The 22477-nt window shown below is 71.6% G+C and carries 19 protein-coding genes and 1 pseudogene; 10 read left to right on the top strand and 10 right to left on the bottom strand.

Annotation, left to right across the window (positions count from 1 at the left end; genetic code table 11):
• The first annotated feature begins 118 nt into the window (after positions 1-118).
• Positions 119-3601 (top strand): M28 family peptidase, encoded by a 3483-nt coding sequence (locus ACWCPY_RS22910; RefSeq protein ID WP_451267843.1) that lies wholly within the window; start codon positions 119-121, stop codon positions 3599-3601.
• A 60-nt stretch (positions 3602-3661) separates the two neighbouring features.
• Here the strand turns inward: ACWCPY_RS22910 and ACWCPY_RS22905 are convergent, their stop codons facing one another.
• Positions 3662-5110: a helix-turn-helix domain-containing protein gene (locus tag ACWCPY_RS22905; RefSeq protein ID WP_451267709.1), complete on the bottom strand. Its 1449-nt coding sequence runs from the start codon at positions 5108-5110 to the stop codon at positions 3662-3664.
• 553 nt (positions 5111-5663) lie between these two features.
• Between ACWCPY_RS22905 and ACWCPY_RS22900 the strand changes: the two genes are divergently transcribed.
• The 4 genes from ACWCPY_RS22900 (at position 5664) to ACWCPY_RS22885 (ending at position 9403) form a co-directional block, all read left to right on the top strand.
• Complete coding sequence (locus ACWCPY_RS22900) at positions 5664-6614, top strand: DUF3048 domain-containing protein (RefSeq protein ID WP_451267707.1); 951 nt, start codon at positions 5664-5666, stop codon at positions 6612-6614.
• A 181-nt stretch (positions 6615-6795) separates the two neighbouring features.
• Complete coding sequence (locus ACWCPY_RS22895; protein WP_451267705.1) at positions 6796-7458, top strand: DedA family protein; 663 nt, start codon at positions 6796-6798, stop codon at positions 7456-7458.
• A gap of 92 nt (positions 7459-7550) precedes the next feature.
• The gene (locus ACWCPY_RS22890) at positions 7551-8768 is read left to right on the top strand and encodes a sensor histidine kinase (protein ID WP_451267703.1); all 1218 of its coding nucleotides are present in this window, start codon (positions 7551-7553) and stop codon (positions 8766-8768) included.
• Entirely contained in the window at positions 8768-9403 is a 636-nt protein-coding gene (locus ACWCPY_RS22885) for a response regulator (RefSeq protein WP_451267841.1), read from the top strand. Before ACWCPY_RS22890 ends, ACWCPY_RS22885 begins: the two co-directional genes overlap by 1 nt.
• Before the next feature lie 30 nt (positions 9404-9433).
• Here ACWCPY_RS22885 and ACWCPY_RS22880 read toward each other — a convergent pair whose 3' ends face one another.
• The 3 genes from ACWCPY_RS22880 to ACWCPY_RS22870 all read right to left on the bottom strand — a co-directional run bounded on the left by ACWCPY_RS22880 (position 9434) and on the right by ACWCPY_RS22870 (position 12804).
• Complete coding sequence (locus ACWCPY_RS22880; protein ID WP_451267701.1) at positions 9434-10789, bottom strand: M20/M25/M40 family metallo-hydrolase; 1356 nt, start codon at positions 10787-10789, stop codon at positions 9434-9436.
• A gap of 93 nt (positions 10790-10882) precedes the next feature.
• A complete protein-coding gene (locus ACWCPY_RS22875; protein WP_451267699.1) occupies positions 10883-11320 on the bottom strand; it encodes a hypothetical protein in 438 nt (145 codons plus the stop codon).
• On the bottom strand, positions 11317-12804 hold the full coding sequence (locus tag ACWCPY_RS22870; RefSeq protein ID WP_451267697.1) for an APC family permease: 1488 nt from the start codon (positions 12802-12804) through the stop codon (positions 11317-11319). The genes ACWCPY_RS22875 and ACWCPY_RS22870 overlap by 4 nt, the downstream gene beginning before the upstream one ends.
• Before the next feature lie 402 nt (positions 12805-13206).
• Between ACWCPY_RS22870 and ACWCPY_RS22865 the strand changes: the two genes are divergently transcribed.
• On the top strand, positions 13207-14535 hold the full coding sequence (locus tag ACWCPY_RS22865) for a geranylgeranyl reductase family protein (RefSeq protein WP_451267695.1): 1329 nt from the start codon (positions 13207-13209) through the stop codon (positions 14533-14535).
• 147 nt (positions 14536-14682) lie between these two features.
• Here the strand turns inward: ACWCPY_RS22865 and ACWCPY_RS22860 are convergent, their stop codons facing one another.
• Positions 14683-15483: a LysR family substrate-binding domain-containing protein gene (locus ACWCPY_RS22860; protein WP_451267693.1), complete on the bottom strand. Its 801-nt coding sequence runs from the start codon at positions 15481-15483 to the stop codon at positions 14683-14685.
• Between the two features lie 58 nt (positions 15484-15541).
• Here ACWCPY_RS22860 and ACWCPY_RS22855 point away from each other — a divergent pair, with 58 nt between their 5' ends.
• A complete protein-coding gene (locus ACWCPY_RS22855; RefSeq protein ID WP_451267691.1) occupies positions 15542-15934 on the top strand; it encodes a DUF5997 family protein in 393 nt (130 codons plus the stop codon).
• Positions 15935-15984: 50 nt separating this feature from the next.
• Here the strand turns inward: ACWCPY_RS22855 and ACWCPY_RS22850 are convergent, their stop codons facing one another.
• Positions 15985-16515, bottom strand: a complete 531-nt coding sequence (locus ACWCPY_RS22850; protein WP_451267689.1) for a nucleoside deaminase — start codon at positions 16513-16515, stop codon at positions 15985-15987.
• Positions 16516-16648: 133 nt separating this feature from the next.
• Between ACWCPY_RS22850 and ACWCPY_RS22845 the strand changes: the two genes are divergently transcribed.
• The 3 genes and pseudogenes from ACWCPY_RS22845 (at position 16649) to ACWCPY_RS22835 (ending at position 19089) form a co-directional block, all read left to right on the top strand.
• Positions 16649-16780: a hypothetical protein gene (locus tag ACWCPY_RS22845; RefSeq protein ID WP_451267687.1), complete on the top strand. Its 132-nt coding sequence runs from the start codon at positions 16649-16651 to the stop codon at positions 16778-16780.
• Between the two features lie 25 nt (positions 16781-16805).
• Positions 16806-17864, top strand: a pseudogene (locus tag ACWCPY_RS22840) (MFS transporter); the annotation flags it as partial.
• A 37-nt stretch (positions 17865-17901) separates the two neighbouring features.
• Positions 17902-19089 carry an amidohydrolase gene (locus tag ACWCPY_RS22835; RefSeq protein ID WP_451267685.1) on the top strand — a complete coding sequence of 396 codons (1188 nt, stop codon included), beginning with the start codon at positions 17902-17904 and terminating at the stop codon, positions 19087-19089.
• A gap of 97 nt (positions 19090-19186) precedes the next feature.
• On the opposite strand, the gene ACWCPY_RS22830 is transcribed toward ACWCPY_RS22835, so the two are convergent.
• From ACWCPY_RS22830 to ACWCPY_RS22815, 4 genes are all read right to left on the bottom strand, one after another.
• Positions 19187-20479: an MFS transporter gene (locus ACWCPY_RS22830; RefSeq protein ID WP_451267683.1), complete on the bottom strand. Its 1293-nt coding sequence runs from the start codon at positions 20477-20479 to the stop codon at positions 19187-19189.
• A gap of 229 nt (positions 20480-20708) precedes the next feature.
• On the bottom strand, positions 20709-20864 hold the full coding sequence (locus tag ACWCPY_RS22825) for a DUF6131 family protein (protein ID WP_451267839.1): 156 nt from the start codon (positions 20862-20864) through the stop codon (positions 20709-20711).
• A gap of 204 nt (positions 20865-21068) precedes the next feature.
• Entirely contained in the window at positions 21069-21689 is a 621-nt protein-coding gene (locus ACWCPY_RS22820) for an L-threonylcarbamoyladenylate synthase (RefSeq protein WP_403779861.1), read from the bottom strand.
• A gap of 74 nt (positions 21690-21763) precedes the next feature.
• Entirely contained in the window at positions 21764-22405 is a 642-nt protein-coding gene (locus ACWCPY_RS22815; protein ID WP_451267681.1) for a DUF1345 domain-containing protein, read from the bottom strand.
• Positions 22406-22477: the final 72 nt, after the last annotated feature.

The raw sequence follows: 22477 nt of genomic DNA, 5'->3' as shown, positions 1-22477 counted from the left end.
CGATCACGGACACCGGGGGCGCGGGCGGCCGACGACGGCCGGGGCAAGTGCGTCAGGGTACGCGGCTGCCCGTGATCGAGGCCCCCCGAATCAAGGAGCCTCGATGAAACGCAGACCGATGACGGCCGGGACCACCCTGGCCGTCCTCGCCGGAATGCTGGTTCTCACCGGCGGGCAGTCGGCATCCGCCGAACCGTCCCCGCCCGCCCCGAGCGCGCTCTCGGCCGCCGTTTCGGCGGCCGACCGGGCCGCCGCCAGTGGTCTCGACACCCTGGCGAAGGGACCCGAGGAGCGGTACGAGCGACAGATGGTGACCCCTTGGGTCAAGGGCATGTACTCCGTCGCCTACCAGCGCACCTACCGCGGCCTGCCGGTCGTCGGCGGGGACGCCGTCGTGGTGGCCGACTCCGAGGGCCGGGTCCGCGGCACCCAGTCCGCGGTGTCCCGGCGGATCAACGTACCGACCACGCCCAGCGTTTCCGCCCGGGCGGCCGAGACCACCGCCCGCAAGAAGCTGCGCACGGTACAGCGGGTGGAGTCTCACCGGCTCGTCGTCCGCGCCACGGAGAAATCCTCCCGGCTGGCGTGGGAGACGGTGCTCACCGGGCGTTCCGCCAAGGCCCCCAGCCGGCTGCATGTCTTCGTCGACGCGGGCACCGGCAAGGTGCTCGACAGCTACGACGATGTCAAGGCGGGCACCGGGAACAGCCAGTGGAACGGCCCGTCGCCGCTGGCCATCGACACCACCGCCTCGGGCAGCAGCTACTCGCTGCGCGACCCGAACCGGTCCGGTCTGAGCTGCGCCGACTACAGCACGGGCAGTGTCTTCACCAAGTCCAGCGACTCCTGGGGCACCGGCAACGCCTCCAGCAAGGAGACCGGCTGCGTCGATGTCATGTGGGCGGCGCAGCACGAGTGGAACATGCTCAAGGACTGGCTCGGCCGCAACGGACACAACGGCAACGGCGGCAGCTGGCCGGTCAAGGTCGGGCTGAACGACGTCAACGCCTACTGGGACGGTTCCTCGGTCTCCATCGGCCACAACAACGCCAACCAGTGGATCGGCGCGATCGACGTGGTGGGCCACGAGTTCGGCCACGGCATCGACCAGTACACGCCCGGCGGCGCCAACAACGAGTCCGGTCTCGGTGAGGCCACCGGCGACATCATGGGTGCCCTGACCGAGGCGTACACCAATGAGCCGGCCCCGTACGACGACCCCGACTACACCGTCGGCGAGAAGATCAACCTGGTCGGCAACGGGCCGATCCGGATCATGTACAACCCGGGGCAGATCGGCGACCCGAACTGCTACAGCTCCTCGATACCCAACACCGAGGAGCACGCGGCGGCCGGCCCGCTCAACCACTGGTTCTATCTGCTGGCCGAGGGCTCGAACCCCGGCGGCGGCAAGCCCACCAGCCCCACCTGCAACAGCTCCTCGGTCACCGGTGTCGGCATCCAGAGCGCGGGCAAGGTCTTCTACGGCGGCATGCTGCTGAAGACGAGCGGGATGACGTACAAGCGCTACCGCACGGCCACGCTGACCGCGGCGAAGAACCTCGACCCGGGCTGTACGCTCTTCGACCGGGCCAAGGCCGCCTGGGACGCCATCAGCGTCCCCGCGCAGAGCGGCGACCCGACCTGCACGCCCAGCGGCAACAACGACTTCACGATGTCCCTGGACCCGGCGTCGGGCTCCGTGAAGCCGGGCAGTTCGGTGACGGCGACGGTGCGGACCGCGGTCAGCTCCGGGAGCGCGCAGACCGTCGGCCTGACGGCGAGTGGTCTGCCGAGCGGTGTCACCGCGGCCTTCAGCCCCTCGTCGGTGCAGGCCGGAGCCTCCTCGACGATGACCGTGTCGGCGTCCGCGAGCACCGCGCCCGGCTCGTACACCTTCACGGTGAAGGGTGACGGCACCCAGAGCCATACCGCGCAGTACACCCTGACCGTCGACAACGGGGGCGGCAATCCGGGCGGCGGCGCACCGGACATCAGCGTCGCCAATGTGCAGGCGCACCTCACGCAGCTGAACACCATCGCCACCCAGAACGGCGGCAACCGCCGGGCCGGCAGTGCCGGTTACACGGCCTCCGTCGCCTATGTGAAGAGCAAGCTGCAGGCCGCCGGCTACACCGTCAGCGAGCAGACCTGCACCAGCTGCACCTACCGGGGCAACAACCTGATCGCCGACTGGCCGGGCGGCCCGTCCGACCAGACGATCATGTTCGGTGCCCACCTGGACGGCGTCGCGGCCGGTCCCGGCATCAATGACAACGGTTCCGGTTCGGCCACCCTGCTGGAGAACGCCCTCACGCTGGCCCAGCGGAACCCGACCATGACCAAGCATGTCCGCTTCGCCTGGTGGAACGGCGAGGAGCAGGGCCTGCAGGGGTCCCAGTACTACGTCGGCCAGCTCGGCTCCGCCGAGCGCAGTGCCATCAAGGCGTACTACAACTTCGACATGGTGGCCTCGACCAACGCGGGCTACTTCATCAACAACGTCAACTCGGCCGCCTCGGCACCGATGAAGGAGTACTGGGACTCGCTGAACCTCGCGCCGGAGGAGAACGTGGAGGGCCAGGGCCGGTCCGACGACTACTCCTTCCAGCAGGGCGGCATCCCCACCTCCGGCTACGCGACGGGCGCCAGCGACACCAAGACGTCGGCGCAGGCCGCCAAGTGGGGCGGCACGGCGGGCCGTTCCTACGACCCCTGCTACCACTCGTCCTGCGACACCACGGCCAACATCAACGCGGCCGCGCTCGACCGCAGCGCCGACGGTGTCGCGTACACCATCTGGAAGACCTCGGTCGGCACCACCGCGCCGGCCGACGACTTCTCCGTCTCGGTGAAGCCGGTCTCGGGCAACGTCCAGCCCGGCGGCTCGGTCACCGCGAGCGTGTCCACCGCGACGACCGCCGGCTCCGCGCAGACCGTGAAGCTGACGGCGTCCGGCGCACCGAGCGGGGTCACCGTCTCGTTCGCCCCGGCGTCCGTGCAGTCGGGCTCCTCCTCGACGATGACCGTCACCGCCGGGGCCCAGGCAGCGGCGGGCACGTACACCATCACGGTGACCGGGACCGGCACGGCCACCCACTCCACCACGTACTCGCTCGTCGTCGGTGGCGGCGGCACCTGCCAGGCCCGGCAGGCCGTCGTCAACGGCGGCTTCGAGAACGGCGTCACCCCGTGGACCCAGACGGACGGTGTGATCAACAACCGGACGTCGGAGAAGCCGGCCCACACGGGCTCCTACACGGCCTGGCTCGGTGGCTGGGGATCCACCCACTCGGACACGGTCTCGCAGTCGCTGACGGTTCCGTCGGGCTGCTCGACGTACAAGCTGTCGTTCTATCTGCGCACCGACACGGACGAGTCGGCGGGCGACCCGACCGCGTACGACACGTTCACCGTGAAGCTGGGCACCAAGACGCTCGCGACGTACTCCAACACGGACGCCACGAGTGCCTATGTCCAGAAGACCTTCGACGTCGGCGAGTTCGCCGGCCAGACGGTCACGCTCGGATTCACCAGCAGTGAGGACGCCTATCTGCAGACCAGCTTCGTCCTCGACGACGTGACGCTGAACGCCGGCTGATCCTCCGCAAGTGCGTCATCCGGGGCGGGGCGTGTGCACACACGTCCCGCCTCCGGCAGCTCAGCGGATGACGGCCGCAAGCCGGCGGGTGAACTCGTCGGTCTCCGGCCGGTTGTCGTGCCGGGCCGACAACCGGCTGTGCAGGCCCCGCAGTTCCTGTCCGAGCAGGGTCGACGCGGTGACCTCGGTGGTGTCCAGGACCGGCCCGGCGACGGCGATCGCCGCCTGGGGATCCTGGGCGCAGGCATGGGCGTCCGCCATCCGCACCAGGAACAGCATCCGTGCCGAATGCATCCCGGGAGGGAGCATCCCGAGTGCGGTGCGGGCCGCCCCGACCGCGCGCAGCGCCAGCCGGCGGTCCCCGGTCGCCGCGGCGAGGTCCCGCAGCGCCCCGGCCGCACCGGACTCCACCCGCAGGCGCACGGAGGCGACGGACAGCCAGGGCGCCTCCGTCTCGTCCTGCTCGCCGACCCGGTCCAGCTGCGACCAGGCACGGTCGATGTGGCCCAGGGTCTGCCGCGCGTCGCCCCGGACCGCGTGTCCGCGTGCCAGGTACAGATCGCTCATCGCGCCCGCCCAGTACCGGCCGGCGGCGGCCTGCCGGATCGCGCCCCCGTAGGCGAGGGCGGACGGGCCGTCGCGCTCCAGCCGGGCCAGCGTGCTCATGTCGCTGAGGGCGGCCACCTCCGTTCCGACGTGTCCGGCCAGCTGGGCCCAGACCAGCGAGCGGTCGAGCCAGGCCATCGCCGTCGCGTTGCGGCCCCACAGCAGTCGCAGGCAGCCGGCGGACTGCGCGTACTCGGCGGCCAGCGGGGCGAGTTGACGTTGGTAGGGAGCCGCGGGCAGGGCCATCCAGCGGAGCATCGCGTGCAGGGTGCGCTCGACCACGGCGGTCGCTCCGGGCCAGGCACGCTCCTCGTCGGCCCGCAGGCAGACGGCGAGCAGTGCTGTCAGGGCGTGGACCGTGTCGATGTCCAGCGGCGGGCACGACACGGTGGCCGGGCCGAGGGCGCAGAAGTCCGTGTGCAGGGCGACGACATCGGCGAGTACGGGGACGGTGCAGCCGTCCCGGCCGTGCACCGGGCACATCAGCCCGTAGCTGGGCAGACGGCCGGGCAGGACGGTGTCGGGCGGCAGCATCGCGAGCAGATCGCCCCCGGCGGGCTCGCCGGGCAGGGGGGCCTGCTGTGCGGGGCGCGCGGTCGCGCTCTCCTCCCCCGGACCGCCCGCGCCCGCGGCCTCCGCCTGCTCGCACGCGGCGAGGAGGGCACCGTCCGCCGACATCAGTTCGTCCAGCCTGCGGGCCAGCGGCAGCGGTGTCCGGCGAGTGCCGTGCTCCAGTTTGCTGATGGCGGTGTGGTCGTATCCGACGCGGGCACCCACCTGGGCCTGGGTGAGCCCGGCGCGCCTGCGCCACTGACGCAACCGGGTGCCGAAGGCCCGCCATGCCTCCGCGGTCCGGGCCTCCGGCGCGGGGCCCATGCCCTCGGTCACCCGGAACTCGGTCACCCGGAACTCCGCCGAGCCCCGCCGGGGGCTCCGCCCGTGCCACACTCATGGCTCATGGCCGGGAGGATAGCGAGCGCGTGTGCGCGCTGTCCCCTGTGCGACGGCAAGATGGCGCCTTCCCGTTCCCTCCCGTTCCACGGCTCCACCGGGGCGGCCGACCATCCGTCATATCCCTTCGGCCGTACGCGAGATGGGATGTTCCGGCCCTGTGCACCTCCGTGCCCCGGTCGATTCGCCCGGGAGCCGCATGAACGGGTCGCCCGCCGGGCATATGACGGATGACCGACAGGGGGTGGTGGCAGTGGGCCGCATCAGGATCGTCCGACGACCGCAGCTGCCGTCCCGGCCGCCGCCGCTCGACCTGAGGACCCCGTCCGGCCGGCCGCTGCCGTACTGAGCGCGGCCCGTCCGCTGTCCGGGGCTCAGGATCTCCCGCCCCGCTCCTCGGAGCGCCCGGAGCCCCCTTCTGCGTGATGATGGGGCAGGAAGCCGTCGCGGCGGGCGGGCAGCGGCCGGAGGTGTCGCGTCGGCCGATGCGGAAGGGACTGCCGCCATGCACGCATCCCGGACGAGGAGACCGGCCGCTGTGCCGGCGCTCGCGCTCGCGCTGCTCATGGGGGCGGTGGCCGGCTGCGGGGGCACGGCCTCCCCGCCCGGCAGCGCCGTGCCGCCCACGTCCGCCGGAGCACGCGCCCATGTGCTCGCCGTGAAGGTCGACAACGTCGGCCCGGCCCGCCCGCAGACCGGGCTCGACAAGGCGGACATCGTCTACGTGGAGCAGGTCGAGGCCGGTCTCAGCCGCATACTCGCCGCCTACTCCTCCCGGCTGCCGTCGGTGGTCGGCCCGGTGCGCAGCGCCCGGGAGTCGGACCTGGAGCTGCTCCGTCAGTTCGACCGGCCGACATTCGCCTTCTCCGGGGCCCAGTCCAAGCTTCTCCCGGCCATCGCGGCGGCCCCGCTGGACCCCTTGTCCCCCGCGAAGGACCCCGGCGCCTTCTTCCGCGGCAGCGACCACGCGGCCCCGCACAACCTCTATCTGCGCCCCGGCAGGGCCTCGCACACCACCACCGGGGTGAACGCGGCCGAGGACATCGGGCTGCGTTTCGCCGGCGCCGTGCCGGGCGGCAGGTCCGTCGCCACCCGTACGGTCCGCTACCCGGCGGCGAACTTCGCGTTCACCTGGTCCGCCGAACGGGGCCGGTGGCTCGTGTCCATGGACGGCGCCCCGGCCCTCACGGCCGGGGGAGCCCGGCTCGGCGCGGCCGATGTGGTGGTGCAGTACGTGACGGTGCGCCCCTCGCCGTTCCAGGACCGGTGGGGCAGCGTTTCCCCGTACACCGAGACCGTGGGCTCCGGCTCCGCCCTGGTGCTGCGTGACGGCAAGGAGTACGACGTCCGCTGGTCGCGGCCCGCGGCCGGCTCCACGACCTCCTTCACCACCCGGGACGGCACGCGGATGACCTTCGCTCCGGGCCAGGTCTGGATCGTCTTCGCCCAGAGGTGAGGGCCCGGGCCGCCTCGTCGGCGGGGCACCGGAGTTACGGGAAACCGCAGGGTGGCCGGTGCGGAGAACAGCATCCGGTCCGGCGGCAATCCCCGTACCGGCGCCGGTCGCCGGTTCCTAACGTTTCCGGTGGGGCGCGGCGGACTTCCCGTGTCTCATCACAACGGCCGGGAGTCGGTTCATGGATTTCGTCGTTCTGGGTCTCCCCCAGGAACCCGCGGGCGGTGTGGCGGGCTGGGCAGCCGGCCTCGTCGACAGCATGGGAGGTCCGGGAGCGGGCCTCGCCATCGCCCTGGAGAATCTCTTTCCGCCGCTGCCCAGCGAGGTGATTCTCCCGCTGACCGGGTTCGCGGCGGGGCAGGGTGTCATCGGCCTGGCCTCCGCGCTCTTCTGGACCACGCTGGGTTCGGTGGTGGGCGCGGTGGTTCTGTACTGGATCGGCATGATCTTCGGCCGCGACCGCATGCATGCGATCTGGGCGCGGCTCCCGCTGGTGAGGGCTTCCGATCTGGAGCGTACGGAACAGTGGTTCGCCCGGCACGGCACCAAGGCCGTTCTCCTCGGCCGCATGGTGCCGATCTTCCGCAGTCTCATCTCCGTGCCCGCGGGCGTGGAACGCATGTCGCTGCCGCTCTTCGTGGCACTGACCGCCGCGGGCAGCCTGGTGTGGAACTCGGTGCTGGTGATGGCCGGTTACTGGCTCGGGGACCGGTGGGATCTGGTGGAGACCTATGTCGGAGTGCTGTCCAAGGCCGTTCTCGTCCTGGTCCTGGTGGCGTTCGCCGGTTACGTGGCGATGCGGTTGCGGCCCCGTGGCCGGGCACAGCACCGCCGTGTCCCGTGAGCCCCGCGTCCTGGGCCCCCGCTCCGGCGGTCCCCTCCGCCCGGCCGGAACGATCTTGCCGTGGTCATGCCGCGCGGCTAGGGTCGGCAGGCGTGGAGGGGGACTTCGCGGACGGTGCGACCGGTCATGTTCCGGGGCGGATCGGCCCGTGGCACGAGGAGACGGGAGACGCCGTGGCGCACCCGTACCCATGGCCCCGGAGAGCCGCGGGCGCGCTGCTCGGCTGCTTCACCGCCCTGGCCGGACTGCTGTACTTCGCCGTGGTGGGCGCGCTGTCGCTGCCGTTCGCGCTGTGGCCGCGTACCCGGCCGCGTGCCCTGGCCCTGCTGAGCGCCGGGGCGCGCCGACTCACCGGTCTGGAACGGGTCCGGCGCAGTGTCTTCCACGGTGACGTGTTCCCCCCGCACCATGCCTGCGACCGGGACGTCCTGCGCTATCTGGCCGCCCGCACCGGCGCGGGGATCCTCTTCGCCGGGGTGGTCGCGCTGCTGGGGTACGGGGCCGTACTGGCCGGGCTGCTGGCCGCCGGCATCGCCCACGACCCCGCCGACTGGCTGCGTCTGCTGCCCCAGGCGGCACTCGGCGGTCTCCTGCTCTTCCTCGACCTCCAGGGGCTCTTCTCGCTGAACGCACTCGACACCCGGCTGGCACGTGATCATTTCGGGCCCTCGGAACGGGAGTTGCTGGAGCGGCGGATCGCCGAACTGGCCGACAGCCGGGCCGGGGTGCTCCGGGCGGTCGACGCGGAACGCAGACGCATCGAACGCGACCTCCACGACGGTGTGCAGCAACGGCTGGTGGCGCTGGCCATGCTGCTGGGCCGGGCCCGTCGCAACCGGACGCCCGAACAGGCCGAGGCACTGCTGCGGCAGGCCCACCAGGCCTCCCGGGAGGTCCTCACCGAACTGCGCGAAGTGGCCTGGCGCGTCTACCCGTCGGCCCTCGACGACCTGGGCCTCGAAGAGGCTCTCGGCGGGGTGGCCCAACGCTGCGGCATACCCCTGCACATGGAGTTCGCGCTGCCGCTGCCGCTGCCCCGCCCGGTGGAGACCGCCGCCTACTTCGTGGTCTGCGAGGCCGTGACCAACGCGGCCAAGCACTCCGGGGCCACCCTCATCCGGGTGGCCGTCGCGGGCGACGGGGGCCGGGTGTCCGTGTCCGTGCGGGACAACGGCACCGGTGGCGCGGACCCGTTGGGCGGCGGACTGTCCGGGCTGCGCAGCCGGGTCGAGGCGCTGGACGGCCGGCTGCACATCCACAGCCCCTGCGGGGGCCCCACCACGATCACCGCGGAGTTGCCGTGCGCGTAATGCTCGCCGAGGACTCGACCCTGCTCAGGGAGGGCCTGGCCCTGCTGCTCACGGAGGAGGGGCACGAGGTCCTCGCCTCGGTGGGCGACGGCACCGCCCTCGTCCGGGCGGTCGAGGCGGACCCGCCGGACCTCGTCGTCGTCGACATCCGGATGCCTCCCACCCACACCGACGAGGGGCTGCGGGCCGCGCTGGAGATCCGCGAGCGCTGGCCCCTGGTCGGTGTGCTGGTGCTCTCCCAGCACGTGGAGCGCAACTACGCGGTCCGGCTGCTGTCGCAGAGCGCCGAGCGGGTCGGCTATCTGCTCAAGGACCGGGTCGCGCAGGTCGACGAGTTCCTGGAATCGCTGGAGCGGATCCACGCGGGCGGGGCGTCCATCGACGCGGAGGTCGTACGGCAGTTGGTGGTCCGGACCACGCACGTCGACCCGTTGGCCGGGCTGACTCCCCGCGAGCGCAGCGTCCTGCAGGAGCTGGCGCAGGGCCGCAGCAACGCGGCCATCGCCCAGCAGCTGCACATCTCGCTCAGTTCGGTCGAGAAGAACCTCAACTCGGTTTTCGAGAAGCTCGATCTGCCGCGCGCCACCGGCTACAGCAGACGGGTGCTCGCGGTCCTGCGCTATCTGGAGTCGTGACGGAGGCTCCCAAGGCCGTCGCGGGCGCGCTCAGCTCCGCCGGGCGACGGCGTACCGGCTCAGGAAGAGAGCCTCGACATGGGCCATGTGCTGGATCTCGGTGGGGTCGACGCTCTCGTTGGGGGCGTGGATGAGGCACTGCGGTTCCTCCACTCCCATCAGGACGATCTCGGCCCGGGGGTACGCGCTGGTGAAGACGTTGCACAGCGGGATGGAACCGCCCTGGCCCAGGGCGGCCATCGGCTTTCCGTAGACGTCCGCCATGGCGCGGCCCAGGGTCGCGTAGGCCGGTCCGTCGGTGGCGGCCCGGAACGGCGCCCCGGTCCCTTCCGGTTCGACCGAGACGTGTGCGCCCCAGGGCGCGGCCTTCTCCAGATGGGCAGTCAGTGCCACCAGCGCGGCGTCCGCGTCCGTTCCCGGGGGGACACGCAGGCTGACCCGGGCCCGTGCGGTGCCCTGGATCGCGGCGGAGGAACCGACGACCGGCGGGCAGTCGATGCCGAGGACGGTGACGGCGGGGCGGGCCCAGAGCCGGTCGGAGACCGTGCCGGAACCGGTGAGCGACACTCCGTCCAGCACATCGGCGTCGCGCCGGAACTGCTCCTCGTCGTACGGCGCCCCGGACCAGGTCCCGGAGGCGTCGAGACCGTCGACGCGTGTTCCGCCGTCCTCGTCGCGCAGGGTGGACAGGAGTTCGACGAGGGCGGCGAGGGCGTCCGGGGCCGGCCCGCCGAACATCCCGGAGTGCACCTCTCCCCGAAGCGTGGACACGGTCACCACCAGACTGGCGAGGCCCCGCAGGGAGGTGGTCACGGTCGGCTGTCCCACGGCGGCGTTGCCCGTGTCGCAGATCAGCAGGGCGTCGGCCAGGAACTGCTCGCGGTGCTGCTCGACGTACGCCTCCATGCCGCCGGTGCCCTGTTCCTCCGAGCCCTCGGCGACGAAGCGCAGTCCGACGGGCAGGTCGTCCCCGAGGGCCCGCAGTGCGGTGAGGTGCATGACGATGTTGCCCTTGCAGTCCGCGGTGCCGCGTCCGTACCAGCGGCCGTCGCGTTCGGTGAGTGTGAAGGGAGGCGAGGTCCAGGCGGCGTCGTCGAGCGGCGGCTGGACGTCGTAGTGGCAGTAGAGCAGCACGGTCGGCGCTCCGGGCGGCGGCGGGCGGTGGCCGAGCACCGCGGTGCTGCCGTCGGGCGTCTCGGCGAGGTGCACGTCGTGGAGGCCCGCCTCGGTGAAGGCGTCGGCCACCCACTGGGCCGCCTTCCGGCATTCCTCGGGCGGGTACTGGCGGGGATCGGCGACGGAGGGGATCGAGACCAGTTCGGTGAGATCCGCCTTGGCGCGGGGCATCAGGGCGGCGATCCGGTCGGCCAGTTCGTGCTCGCTCATGGTTGTCTCCCGGTCGTCGGGTCCGGACCGGGCGGTCCGGTTCTCGTGGTCCTTCGGGCGTCGTCCTGCGGGGCCCGGGTGGGGCGTTCGGGTTCAGCGCCGGACCGTGCTGTCGGTCCTGAGCCGGTCCACGGTCCTGTCGAACGCTTCGGCCTGGTCCGGGCAGTAGACCTGGAGGACGATCCGCTCGGCTCCGACCGCCCTGGTGTCGGCGATGACGGGCCGCCGGCCGGGCCCGCCCGAGCCGTTGGACAGCTGGAGCTTCCACAGGGCGGTCCTGAGCGCGTCGTCGGGGGAATCGCACACGATGCCGCCGTCGGTGCCGAGCAGTCGCTGGACGGTGCCGGTATCGGGTGCCGGGTATCCGGCCTCCACCAGTTGGCCGCTGAGCTCTGTGGCCTTTCTGTGGGACTCGTCGGTGGCCTTGACGCTCGTGTACTGGACGACGCCGATGACGACGAGTGCGAGCAGGAGCACGATCGCCCCGAGGTAGATCCAGCGGTGCTCGGAGGCCATGCGCGTCGGGCTCATGTGTCACCACCCGCCGTCGCCCCGGCCGCGGGCTCCGCGGCCGGAATGCGCCAGCTGGGCCTGCGCAGCCGGAGGAAGAGGTACGGCACGAGCAGACCGAGGACGAGGAGCCCGCCGCCGACCAGCGCGATGTACGACCAGACGCTGCCGCCGCCGAACTGCGAGGACGGGACGAAGCCGATGGCCAGGGCGGCGAGCGAGGCGAGCAGTCCGAGGACGCACAGGGGTACGAGGGCGGGTGCGCGGTAGCCGCGCGGGTGGTCGGGCTGGGTCCTGCGGAGCCGGATCGCGGCGGCGAACATCAGCAGGTAGACGATGAGATACACCTGTGTGGTGATCACGGAGAAGATCCAGTAGGCGCTGGAGACATTGGGGATCAGCGCGTACATGAGGGCGATGGCGGTGGTCACGACACCCTGGGTGACGAGGATGTTCTGCTGGATGCCGTTCTTGTTGAGCTTCTGCAGGAACGGTGGCAGATAGCCCTCCTCCCGGGAGATCAGCAGCAGGCCCTTGGAAGGCCCGGCCAGCCAGGTGAGCATGCCGCCGAGCGCCGCCGCGACGAGGGCGACGGCCACGACCGGGGTGAGCCAGCCGACGTGGAAGTGCGAGAAGAACGCGTCGAACGCCTGCATCACACCCGCGGTGAGGCTCAGTTGGTCGGCCGGGACGACCCAGCTGATGGCCAGCGCCGGAAGGATGAAGATCAGCAGCACCAGTCCCATGGCGAGGAACATCGACCGCGGGTACTCCCTGGCCGGGTTCTTCAGCGACGAGACGTGGACGGCGTTCATCTCCATGCCGGAGTAGCTGAGGAAGTTGTTGACGATCAGCACGAGGCTGGCGAGCCCCGTCCACTGCGGAAGCAGATGACCGCCCGTCATCGGAGCTGCGGAGCCGTTGCCCTGGCCCAGGAAGACGAGCCCGAGGACCACGAGGACGGTGCCCGGCACCAGCGTCCCGATGATCAGGCCCCAGGACGAGAGGCCCGCGACGGCCTTCGTGCCCCGGGCCGAGACCCACACACCGGTCCAGTACAGGACCATGATCACGATCGCGGTGTACAGACCGCTGCCGGCGAGTCTCGGATCGATGACATAGGCGATGGTGCCGGCGACGTACGCGAGCAGGCTCGGGTAGTAGAAGATCGTCATCGCGAACTGGCACCACACGGCGAGGAATCCGAGCGGCTTCGACAGCCCCTCGCTCACCCATCGGTAGACGCCGCCGTTCCACCCTGACGCCAGCTCGGCGGAGACCAGCGCCGTCGGCATCAGGAACACGATCGCCGGGACGACGTAGAGAAAGACGCACGCCAGTCCGTACACGGCCATCGTCGGGGCGGAGCGCAGGCTGGCCACCGAGGCGGTGGTCATCAGCGCCAGGGTCACCCAGGTCATCGCCGGCGCCGCGGCCTTGGCGGCCTGCGGCTGCGGTGCGGGGATCTCCGACTCGGCTTCCGAGGGGACGTCCATGGTGCTCATGCGGCACTCCTTGCGGCGGCAGAACGGTGCTGGCGGGAAGGGGCGACGGAACTCGTGCGGCACGCGGGCGGACGGACACCGCGGAATCCGGGCGGCCGGCGGCCCCGCGGCGCCTGGTGACGCGACGTCGGCCGGTGCGGCGGCACCGGGGTCACCTCGGGGAGGCCGGGATCGCGTAAGGGTCCTCGACTCGCCGTACGACGCTCCATCAGACGGTCCCTTTCACCCGAGCAGCTGGCCAGCAAGGGTAAATTGTCACGGTTTCAGCAGGTTCGCATCTTGGGCTTCCACCCCGAAGGGGCCGGATTTCCGGACCGGGTCCCGCGTCGGCCGTCCTTGATCGATGATGAAGCGGATGGCTGCCGTCCCCGGTACGGCACCGGTTGCAGGAAGGGGTTCCACATGCGGGAAACGACACCGGACCGGTCTTTGTCGGACGTATCGTCCGACCACGGCCCGGACGAGGAGGCCCAGGTGATCGTGGTGGGGGCGGGGCCCGCGGGATCGGCCGCGGCCTTCCACCTCGCCAGGGCGGGTGTCGATGTCCTGCTGCTGGAGAAGTCCCGCTTCCCCCGGGAGAAGGTGTGCGGGGACGGCCTGACTCCGCGTGCGGTGCACCAGCTCATCAGGATGGGCGTCGACATCCAGGCTCCGGGGTGGACCCGTTCACGCGGCATGCGCTGGGTGGCCGGGAACCATCAGGTGCACATCGACTGGCCCGCTCTGGGCCGCTATCCGGACTTCGGCCTCTCACGCAGCCGGCACGATTTCGACGACATCCTCGCCCGGCACGCCGTCGCCGCCGGAGCGCGGCTGCGCAGCGGTGTGAAGGTGACCGAGCCCCTGACCGACCGGGCCGGCCGCATCACCGGTGTCACCGCCACGACCGCGGAGAAGGAGCCCCTGGCCTTCCACGCGCCGATCGTGATCGCCGCGGACGGCGCCTCCGCCCGTCTCGCCCTCGCCATGGGTCTCCAGCGGGACAGGAACAGGCAGATCGCGACGGCCGCCCGCCGGTACTACCGCAGCCCCGAGCGCTCCCGGGAGGAGTACCTGGAGCTGTGGGCCGACCTCCGGTTCCCCGGCAGCGATCACTTCCTGCCCGGCTACGGCTGGATCTTCCCCATGGGTGACGGCCGCGTCAATGTCGGCCTCGGTGCGCTGCCTCACCGGCGGCACGGGAAGGCCGACCTGCGCGCCACCCTGGACGAGTGGCTGGCCCGTACCCCCGAGGCCTGGGGACTGCATGAGGAGAACGCCGAGGGCCCGGTGCGCAGCGCGGCCCTTCCGCTCGGCTTCAACCGCCATCCGCTCTACACCCGCGGACTCCTGCTCGTCGGGGACTCCGGAGGCATGATCAGCCCCTGGAACGGCGAGGGCATCGGCCAGGCCATGGAGGCCGGTGAGGTCGCCGCCGAGACGGCCACGCTGGCCCTCGCCCTTCCCCGGGGGCCCCGGCGCGAGCAGGTGCTGCGCGGCTACCCCGTCGAGATGAACCGCCGTTGGGGGCGCTACTACCGCCTCGGCAACACGGCCGCCGACCTCGTCTTCAGCCGGTCCGGCTTCCAGCCCGTCCTCAACCGTTACGTCATGGGGTCGCCGTTTCTGCTGAACACCCTGGCCCGGCTGCTCACCAACCTCACGGACAAGCCCTCGCACGACCTGATCGACCATCTGCTCAACGGCGTCGTGCGTCTCGTACCGGAGCCGAAGGTGCGGCGCGGGCGCTGAGACGGCGCGTGCGGACGGTGTGCCGGGGAGGGCCCGTCGGCGCTCCCCGGCACACCGTCCGCCTGCTGCCCGTCGATCGCGGCCCCGTGCGCCGGCTTCGTCATCCCCCGAGCATGCGACTGGAGGCCGGGTGCTTGCGCAGACTCCCTACGGCCGACGCCGGGGCTTGCCCCGCTTGGGGGCGCCGGAGCCGCCCCGCGCGCCCTTCCCGGCCGATTTGCCGCCCGCTTTGCCGGTCGGCTTGCCGCCTGCCCGGCCGGTCGCCCTGCCCGCCGCGGGCTTGCGCCGCGCACCGTCCGATTCTGTCCGCTTGTCCTTCGGCTGCACCGGGGGCCTGGGACGGCCCCTCGTGCTGTTGACGGTCCGCCCGCGGACGATCCCGATGAACTCCTCCACCAGATCGGTGGTCTCGTCCTCCAGCCAGGACAGCGCGACCCGCGACTCGGGGGCGTCCGGAACCGGCCGGTAGGTGAGGTCCTTGCGGTGATGGAGACGGGCGAGCGACTGCGGTACGACGAGCAGCCCCACCCCCGCCGCCACCAGTTCGACGGCGTCCGCCGTGGTGGCGGGGCGCTCCACGGCCGGCCGTCCCGGGCGCTGCTCCCAGTCGAGGGTGTCGTCGAGGGGGTGCAGCACGATGTCATCGGCCAGGTCGGCGACGGAGACCTCGTCGACCGTCGCCATGACGTGGTCCTTCGGGACCACGACCACGGTCGTCTCGGTGTAGAGGGGAATGGCGCTGAGGGCCGTCCGGTCGATCGGCAACCGCACCAGTCCGGCGTCGGCGTCACGCCCCCGCAGCGCGTCGGACGCCTCGGCGGCCGACACCCCCACGAGGGTCAGCGGGACGTCGGGCAGCCGCTCGTTCCAGATCCGCACCCACTTTCCGGGTGTCACCCCCGGGACATACGCGAGCCGGAACGAAGGGGTTTCTTCCGAGCTTGTCACTCCGCCAGGTTACCGGCCCTGGTCAGAGGTAGCGCACATGCTCGATACCCTTGTCCTCATGACGTCGCACAAGACCGCCCAGACAATGAAGCCCGCGACCGCGGCGAAGAAGCTGGGTGTGTACCTCGAGGCCACCCCCGCCGAATTCCGGGAGGGTGTCGTCTCGCGCTCCGAGCTCAACGCACTGCAGACCGATCCGCCCGAGTGGCTGCAGGAACTGCGACGCAATGGCCCGCACCCCCGGCCGGTGGTCGCCGCGAAGCTGGGTGTCTCGATCTCCGGCCTCGCCCGCGGCGGAGTCACCGAGGCCCTCACGACGGAGCAGATCGATGCTCTGAAGAAGGAAGCCCCCGAGTGGCTCCAGCAGGAACGCGCCACCCAGGCGGAGGTCCGCAAGGAAGCGGTGCGCATCAAGGAGAAGAACGCGGCGCGCGACGACCGGCAGGCCTGAGCCGACGAAAGACCCTGGAGTCCGTCCCGCCCCGATCCGCCGGACAGGCTCTAACCACCGATGGCCGCGCCCAGCATCCGGGCGTGCAGGGCGCGGACCTCGTCGGCGAGCGCCGGGTCGGGGCCTGCCACCGGGACGTCCGGGGCGACGGCATTGACGGGAAGGGCCGCGACCGGCCCCGCGTCGAAGCCCCAACTCCTGCGCCATGCCACGAGTTGCTCGCTGCTCGACGCGTACACGATGCGGCCCAGGCCGACCCAGGCGTGGGCCGCACTGCACATCGGGCAGTGCTCCCCGGAGGTGTACACGACGCTCGCGCTCCGCTCCCGCGGGGACAGGTTCGCGGCCGCCCAGCGCGCAATCTCGAACTCCGGGTGGCGGGTCGCGTCCCCGTCCTTGACCCTGTTGCGGTCCTCGAACCGGACCGTGCCGTGCTCGTCCACGAGGAGCGATCCGAACGGCTCGTCACCGGCCGTGAGCGCCTCGCGTGCGAGAACGACGCAACGCCGGAGGAATTCACGGTCTTCCGCCGTGATTGTCTGCGACTCGTTCACCGTATCCCTGTCACTCTCTGTGCCCATTTTTCCAGACTAACAGCCTGACCTTATTCGGTATACCATTCGTCTCGCGGTGGGCGGCACGCTGCGGCCCACCTTCGCATGCCGACCGGCCGCGACAGCCGGTCCGTCGACGGCGACACGGAGGCACGAGCCAGTGACGAACGCTCCGGCGGACAGCGCCGTGCGGCAGACGGTCTGGAGCGAACCGGGCATGCCCGCGCTACTGCTCCTGACGGCCACGGGATTCTCGGGGTTCGCGGCACTGCTGCCCACCGCGCCGCTCTAGGGCGGTACGCGGCGGGGCCGACGCCGCCGGCGCCGGTTCGGTCAACGCGGTCCTGATGCTCTGCACCGTGCTCGCCCAGACCCTGGTCCCGATGGCGATCCGCCGCCTCGGCTGGCGGACCACCCTGGTCTGCGGGGTGATTCTGCTCGGCGCCCCCGCGCTCCCTCATCTGCTGACGACGGACCTCGGCGCCGTGCTCGCGCTCTCCGCAGTGCGCGGACTCGGGTTCGGGGTGCTCACGGTCTGCGGCGCCACCGCCGTCGCCGAACTCGTCGAGCCGGCGCGGCGCGGGAAGGCGGTCGGGGCGTACGGCCTGGCGATCGCGGGGCCCCAGTTCGTCCTGGTCTCGACCGCGCCCTGGGCGGCGGAGAACCTCGGGTTCGGGTTCGTGTTCGCGGTCGGCGCGCTGCCGCTGCTCGGCGTACCGCCCGCGCTGCGACTCGCCCGCCGGCTGGGCGGACACCCGGCAGGAGCCGTCGAGGGCCCGCCGCCCCGGGACGCCGTCGCGGGCGGGCGCGCCCGCCTCCTTCCGCTCCTCCCACCGATGCTGCTCCTGCTCGGGGTCACGACGGCCGGGGGCGCCCTGATCACCTTCGCTCCGCAGATGAGCAGCGACCCCACCGCGACCCTGGCCGCGCTGCTGCTCCTGACGGGTACGGCGGCCGTCTCGCGCTGGCGGTTCGGTTCGCTGGCCGACCGGTACGGCACCCGGCCGTTCCGCTGGCCACTGGTGCTCGTCACGGCGCTCGGGCTCGCCCTGACCGCCTGGGCGGTGACCTCTCCGGAGGCGACAGGCACGGTTCCGCTGCTGGCCGGGACGGCGCTGGTCGGCGTGAGCTACGGCGGGCTCCAGAACCTGACCCTGGTGGACGCCTTCGCCGCCGTCGACCAGCGGTCCAGCGGTGTCGCGAGCGCCGTGTGGAACATCGGGTTCGATGCCGGAACGGGACTGGGGGCGCTTCTCGTCGGCTACCTGGCGACGGGGACCTCGTTCTCCGCGGCGCTCCTGGCCACGGCGGTGCTCTCCCTCGCCACGCTGCCGCTCGCCTTCGCACGCCGGCGCGGTGTCGCTCCCGCCACCTGACCGACCGACGTAAGAACGTTTGGTATACCATTCGTTCATGGCTCATGTGACACTGACGAACGTCCGCCCCTGGGGTGCGGCTCCCGTGGACATCGTGATGTCCGGCGCCGAGATCCTCTCCGTAGCGCCCGCCGGAACGTCGGCCGGTGACGGCGATCACCTCGACGGCGGCGGTCTCCTCGCCCTGCCCGGCTTCATCAACGCGCACGCCCACCTCGACAAGAGCTGGTGGGGGCAGCCGTGGGTCTCCTACGGCGGTGAGGCCACGACGCAGGGACGCATCTCCCACGAACGCGCGGAGCGTGACGGGCTCGGCATCCCGAGCCCGTCGTCGGCCACCGCCGTGCTGGGCGAGTTCCTCCGGCACGGCACCACGGCGGTCCGCAGCCACGTGGATGTCGACCTCGGTGTCGGTCTGCGCGGGATCGAGGTCGTCCGTGAGGCGGTCGCCTCGTTCGGCGGCGCGGTCGAGGTGGAGATCGTCGCGTTTCCGCAGGACGGCGTCATGCGCCGCCCCGGGGTGCTGGAACTCCTCGATCGGGCGGCCGCGGCGGGCGCGAGCGCCATCGGCGGGCTCGACCCGGCTTCGATCGACCGCGACCCCGTGGCGCAGCTCGACGGCCTCTTCGGCATCGCGGAGCGGCGCGGCGTCGGGCTCGACATCCATCTGCACGACGGTGGGGATCTCGGCGCCTTCCAGATCGAGCTCATCATCGACCGCACGCTGCGCACGGGCCTGAACGGCAAGGTGACGGTCTCGCACGGCTTCGCCCTGGGCGAGCTGCCGGAGAACCGGCAGCGGAAACTGATCGAGGCCTGCGAGGAGGCCGGCGTCTCCTGGGCGACCGTGGCCCCGGTCCGCACCGCACCGCTGCCCTGGCGCGGGATGCGGGACCACGGTGTTCCGATCGGTCTCGGCACCGACGGGATCCGGGACCTGTGGTCGCCGTACGGTGACGGCGACCTGCTGCGCGTCGCGCTCAACTTCGCCCGGCTCCACGGTCTGCGCACCGATGAGGAGCTCGCCCACGCGGTGGAGCTGGCCTCCACACGCGCGGCGGGCTTCGTGCACCGCGAGGTCCACGACATCGTCGCGGGCGCGCGGGCGGACATCGTGCTGGTGGACGCCGAGAACGTCCAGGACGCCCTGGTCCGCTCGCCGCGCCGGCAGCTGGTGGTCGCGGGGGGACGCGTGGTGGTCCAGGACGGTGAGCTCCGGGTCTGACGCCCGGCCGATGACGACGGACGCGGCCGCGGCGGGGATGCTCCGCCGCGGCCGTACCCGTACGCCGTTTCCACGCCTGCCGGCCGGTTCGGCCCAGCTACTGGGCGTGTACGCCGCTGTACCGGAGCAGCTGGGGCACGCGGGCCGCGAGCGTCAGCAGAATCACGACCAGCAGGAGTGCGCTGAGGAACGCGGTGGGGCCGACCCCCAGCTGCTGGGCCGCCGCGCCGAGCCCCAGCGAGGCGAAGGGCATCACGCCGATGGCGAGTTCCTGGAGACCGAGGGCGCGCCCCTGCACCTCCGGCGCGGTCGTCATCAGCAGCAAGGTGGTCTGCAGCACGCCGAACGAAGCGCTCATCAATCCGATGCAGGCCATCAGCGCGAAGGAGAGCGGTACCGTCCGGGACAGCGCGAACAGCGACCACAGAGCGCCCCAGGCCGCCGTGCCGAGCACGAACAGCCCGCCCTTGAACCTGAAGTCGCCGAGCATGGCGATGCCGAGCGAACCGGCGAGGCCGCCCAGCCCCCCGCAGGTCAGGAGCCAGCCCAGGCCCGCGGCGTCGAGACCGAGGGCCTCCTTCGCGAACACTGGCATGAATGCCTGGTAGACGGGCCACAGCAGGACGTTCGCCGCGAGGGTCACGAGCAGCACGGCCGAGGTGAGCCGGCTGGTCAGTACCGTACGGAATCCGCTCGTGAGCATCCGCAGCACCGGCTCCGGCCGGCCCGGTGCGGTTCGTACGACGCCGCGCAGGGGCCGGAGCGCCACGAACGACACCGCGTACCAGGTCGTCGAGATCCAGAGGGCCGCGGGCGCCCCGAAGGCGCTGATCATCGCCCCGCCGACCGCAGGACCGATGACCTGCGTCATGTTCATCGCCAGCGCGTTCAGCGCATTGGCGTTGCTGAGGTTCTCCCGCCCGACCAGATCGAGCACCAGCGAGCCGCGTGCCGGCTGCGACGGGGACTGCGCCAGACCGATCGCCAGTCCCCCGGCGACCAGCGCCCCGTACGACACGGGGCCCGACGACGCCATGACCGCCACGACGACGACGGCGCCCAGGGCCCACACGCAGGCGGACATGAGCAGCCGCACCCGGTCGTACCGGTCGGAGAGCACCCCGGCGAAGGGGCCCAGGAGCATGGGGGCGAGCCGTACGGCGGTGAATACCGCGAGCAGGAACTCGGACCGGGTCGTGTCGAACACGAGCCAGCCAAGGACCAGCGTCTGCGTCCACGCACCACCGTAGAAGAACAGGTTGGAGATCCACAGAAGACGGAAACCCGGGCTGCTCCGCAGCGAGGCCAGCGCCTGCCGGGCACCCGCCGCCGCTCGCGACTCCCGCCGTACGGACCCCGACGACGCCTCCGTCCGCCTTTCCCGCGACAACGCACCCCTCCTCGTCCGGTACCCCGGCGAGAAATGGTATACCGAAAAGAGCGGTGCGGTTGAGGGGGTCGGGACCGGGTGCCCGTCCGGGCCCACGGCGCCCGGTCGGTGTGCGAGCGCCGTCCTGGAGAAGCGGTACGCGGTCCCGTTCCGCCCGGCCCGGCTGCGGACCCGACCGGAGGGCTACCCGGGGCTGTGATCCGTGCCCCGGACATCGGGTGCGACAGCGCTACCAGTAGTGGCGCCGGCCGCCCACCGCGTGCCCGAGAGCGCCCAGGATCCACAGCACGGCACCGATCACGACGAGCACGACGCCTATGGTCCACAGGATCGAGATTCCGGCCACCAGGCCGATGACCAGCAGAATGACTCCGAGGACGATCATGGCGTCCTCCAATCGTGCGGCTCCTCCCAGTATGCGCCCGCCCGCGCACAGGAGGGATGCGGTGAGGTCGCACGCCCGGCAGCCGGTGCGCCGAGCGGCGCGGACAGCCGGCCCAGGTCACCGCCGGGCACAGGCCGCAGTACCCGGGGAACGCCACGTACGCCGCCTGCCTCCGCGCGAACACGCCGGCACCGGCCGAGGCCGCTACTCGAACCGTGTGACGTCCCCGGCTCCCCGGCGGACGATCTCGGGTTCACCGCCGGAGAAGTCGATGACCGTGGTCGGCTCGGTGCCGCAGTCGCCCGAGTCGACGACGGCGTCCACCACGTGGTCGAGCCGTTCCTTGATCTCCCAGCCCTGGGTCATCGGCTCGTCCTCGTCGGGCAGGAGCAGGGTGCTGGAGAGCAGCGGTTCGCCGAGTTCGGCGAGGAGCGCCTGGGTGACCACGTGGTCGGGGATGCGGACTCCGACCGTTTTCTTCTTCGGGTGCAGCAGCTGGCGCGGCACCTCCTTCGTGGCGGGCAGGATGAAGGTGTAACTGCCGGGCGTCGCCGCCTTGATCGCCCGGAATACGTCGTTGTCGACATGCACGAACTGCCCGAGCTGGGCGAAGTTCTCGCAGACGAGTGTGAAGTGGTGACGGTCGTCGAGGTTGCGGATCGACCGGATCCGGCCGATGCCGTCGCGGCTGCCCAGCCGGCACCCCAGCGCGTAGCAGGAGTCCGTCGGGTACGCGACGAGCGCCCCGGAACGGATGCTGTCGGCCACGCTGCTGATGGTGCGCCGCTGAGGATTCTCGGGGTGCACATCGAAGTACTTCGCCATTCGCGGAGTCTAAGCGCTGTCCGGCATCCGCCCTCGGACGGGAAGGGACATGGCCGCATCGGGTGAGTCCCGGTTCAGCTCGTGACGATTCCGGCGACGAGGTTGATCGTGGTGGCCAGGATGCTGGCGCCGAACACATAGGACAGCAGGCAGTGCCGCAGGACGACCGCACGGATGGCGGAGCTGGAGACTCCGGTGTCGGAGACCTGGTAGGTCATCCCCAGGTTGTAGCTGAAGTAGAGGAAGTCGACGTACCTCGGCGGGTCGTGGGAGTTGAAGTCGATCCCGCCCCCGGACGCCTCGTAGTAGAGGTACGCGTAGCGGGTGGCGTACATCAGATGGAGCGACGCCCAGGCCATGAACACACCGCACAGAGCCGTCGCGGCGGCCGCGTGGCTCAGGTCCGAATGGCCGACCAGGAGCAGCACCACGATGCCGCCCAGTCCGCACAGGGAGGCCGCGACGACGACGAGCTCCTCGACGACGGGCCGGAACTCCTCGCGCCGGACGTTGAGATGGGTGGTGGCCGCGTCCATGGGCCACAGCACGATCCACCCCGTCACCACGAAGAGCGTCTCCGCCGCGGCGATTCCGGCGAGGACACCCAGCGGCCCGTTGGCCGGTACGGCGGTGACCACGCCGATCAGCGCGCCGGCGACCACCGCGGCGACGAGCCGGGGCACCGCGGAGAGCGTCGGCCAGTGCTTGCTGGACATCACGGGTGACCGCCTCGACGGCTCGGTTGATCACCGTGCCCGGCCGGGACGGGTACGTCCACGCTAGCCGGG

Source organism: Streptomyces sp. NPDC002403 (assembly GCF_053593015.1).
Note: the sequence above shows the minus strand (reverse complement) of the source record. Positions and strands in the feature narration are given on the sequence as shown.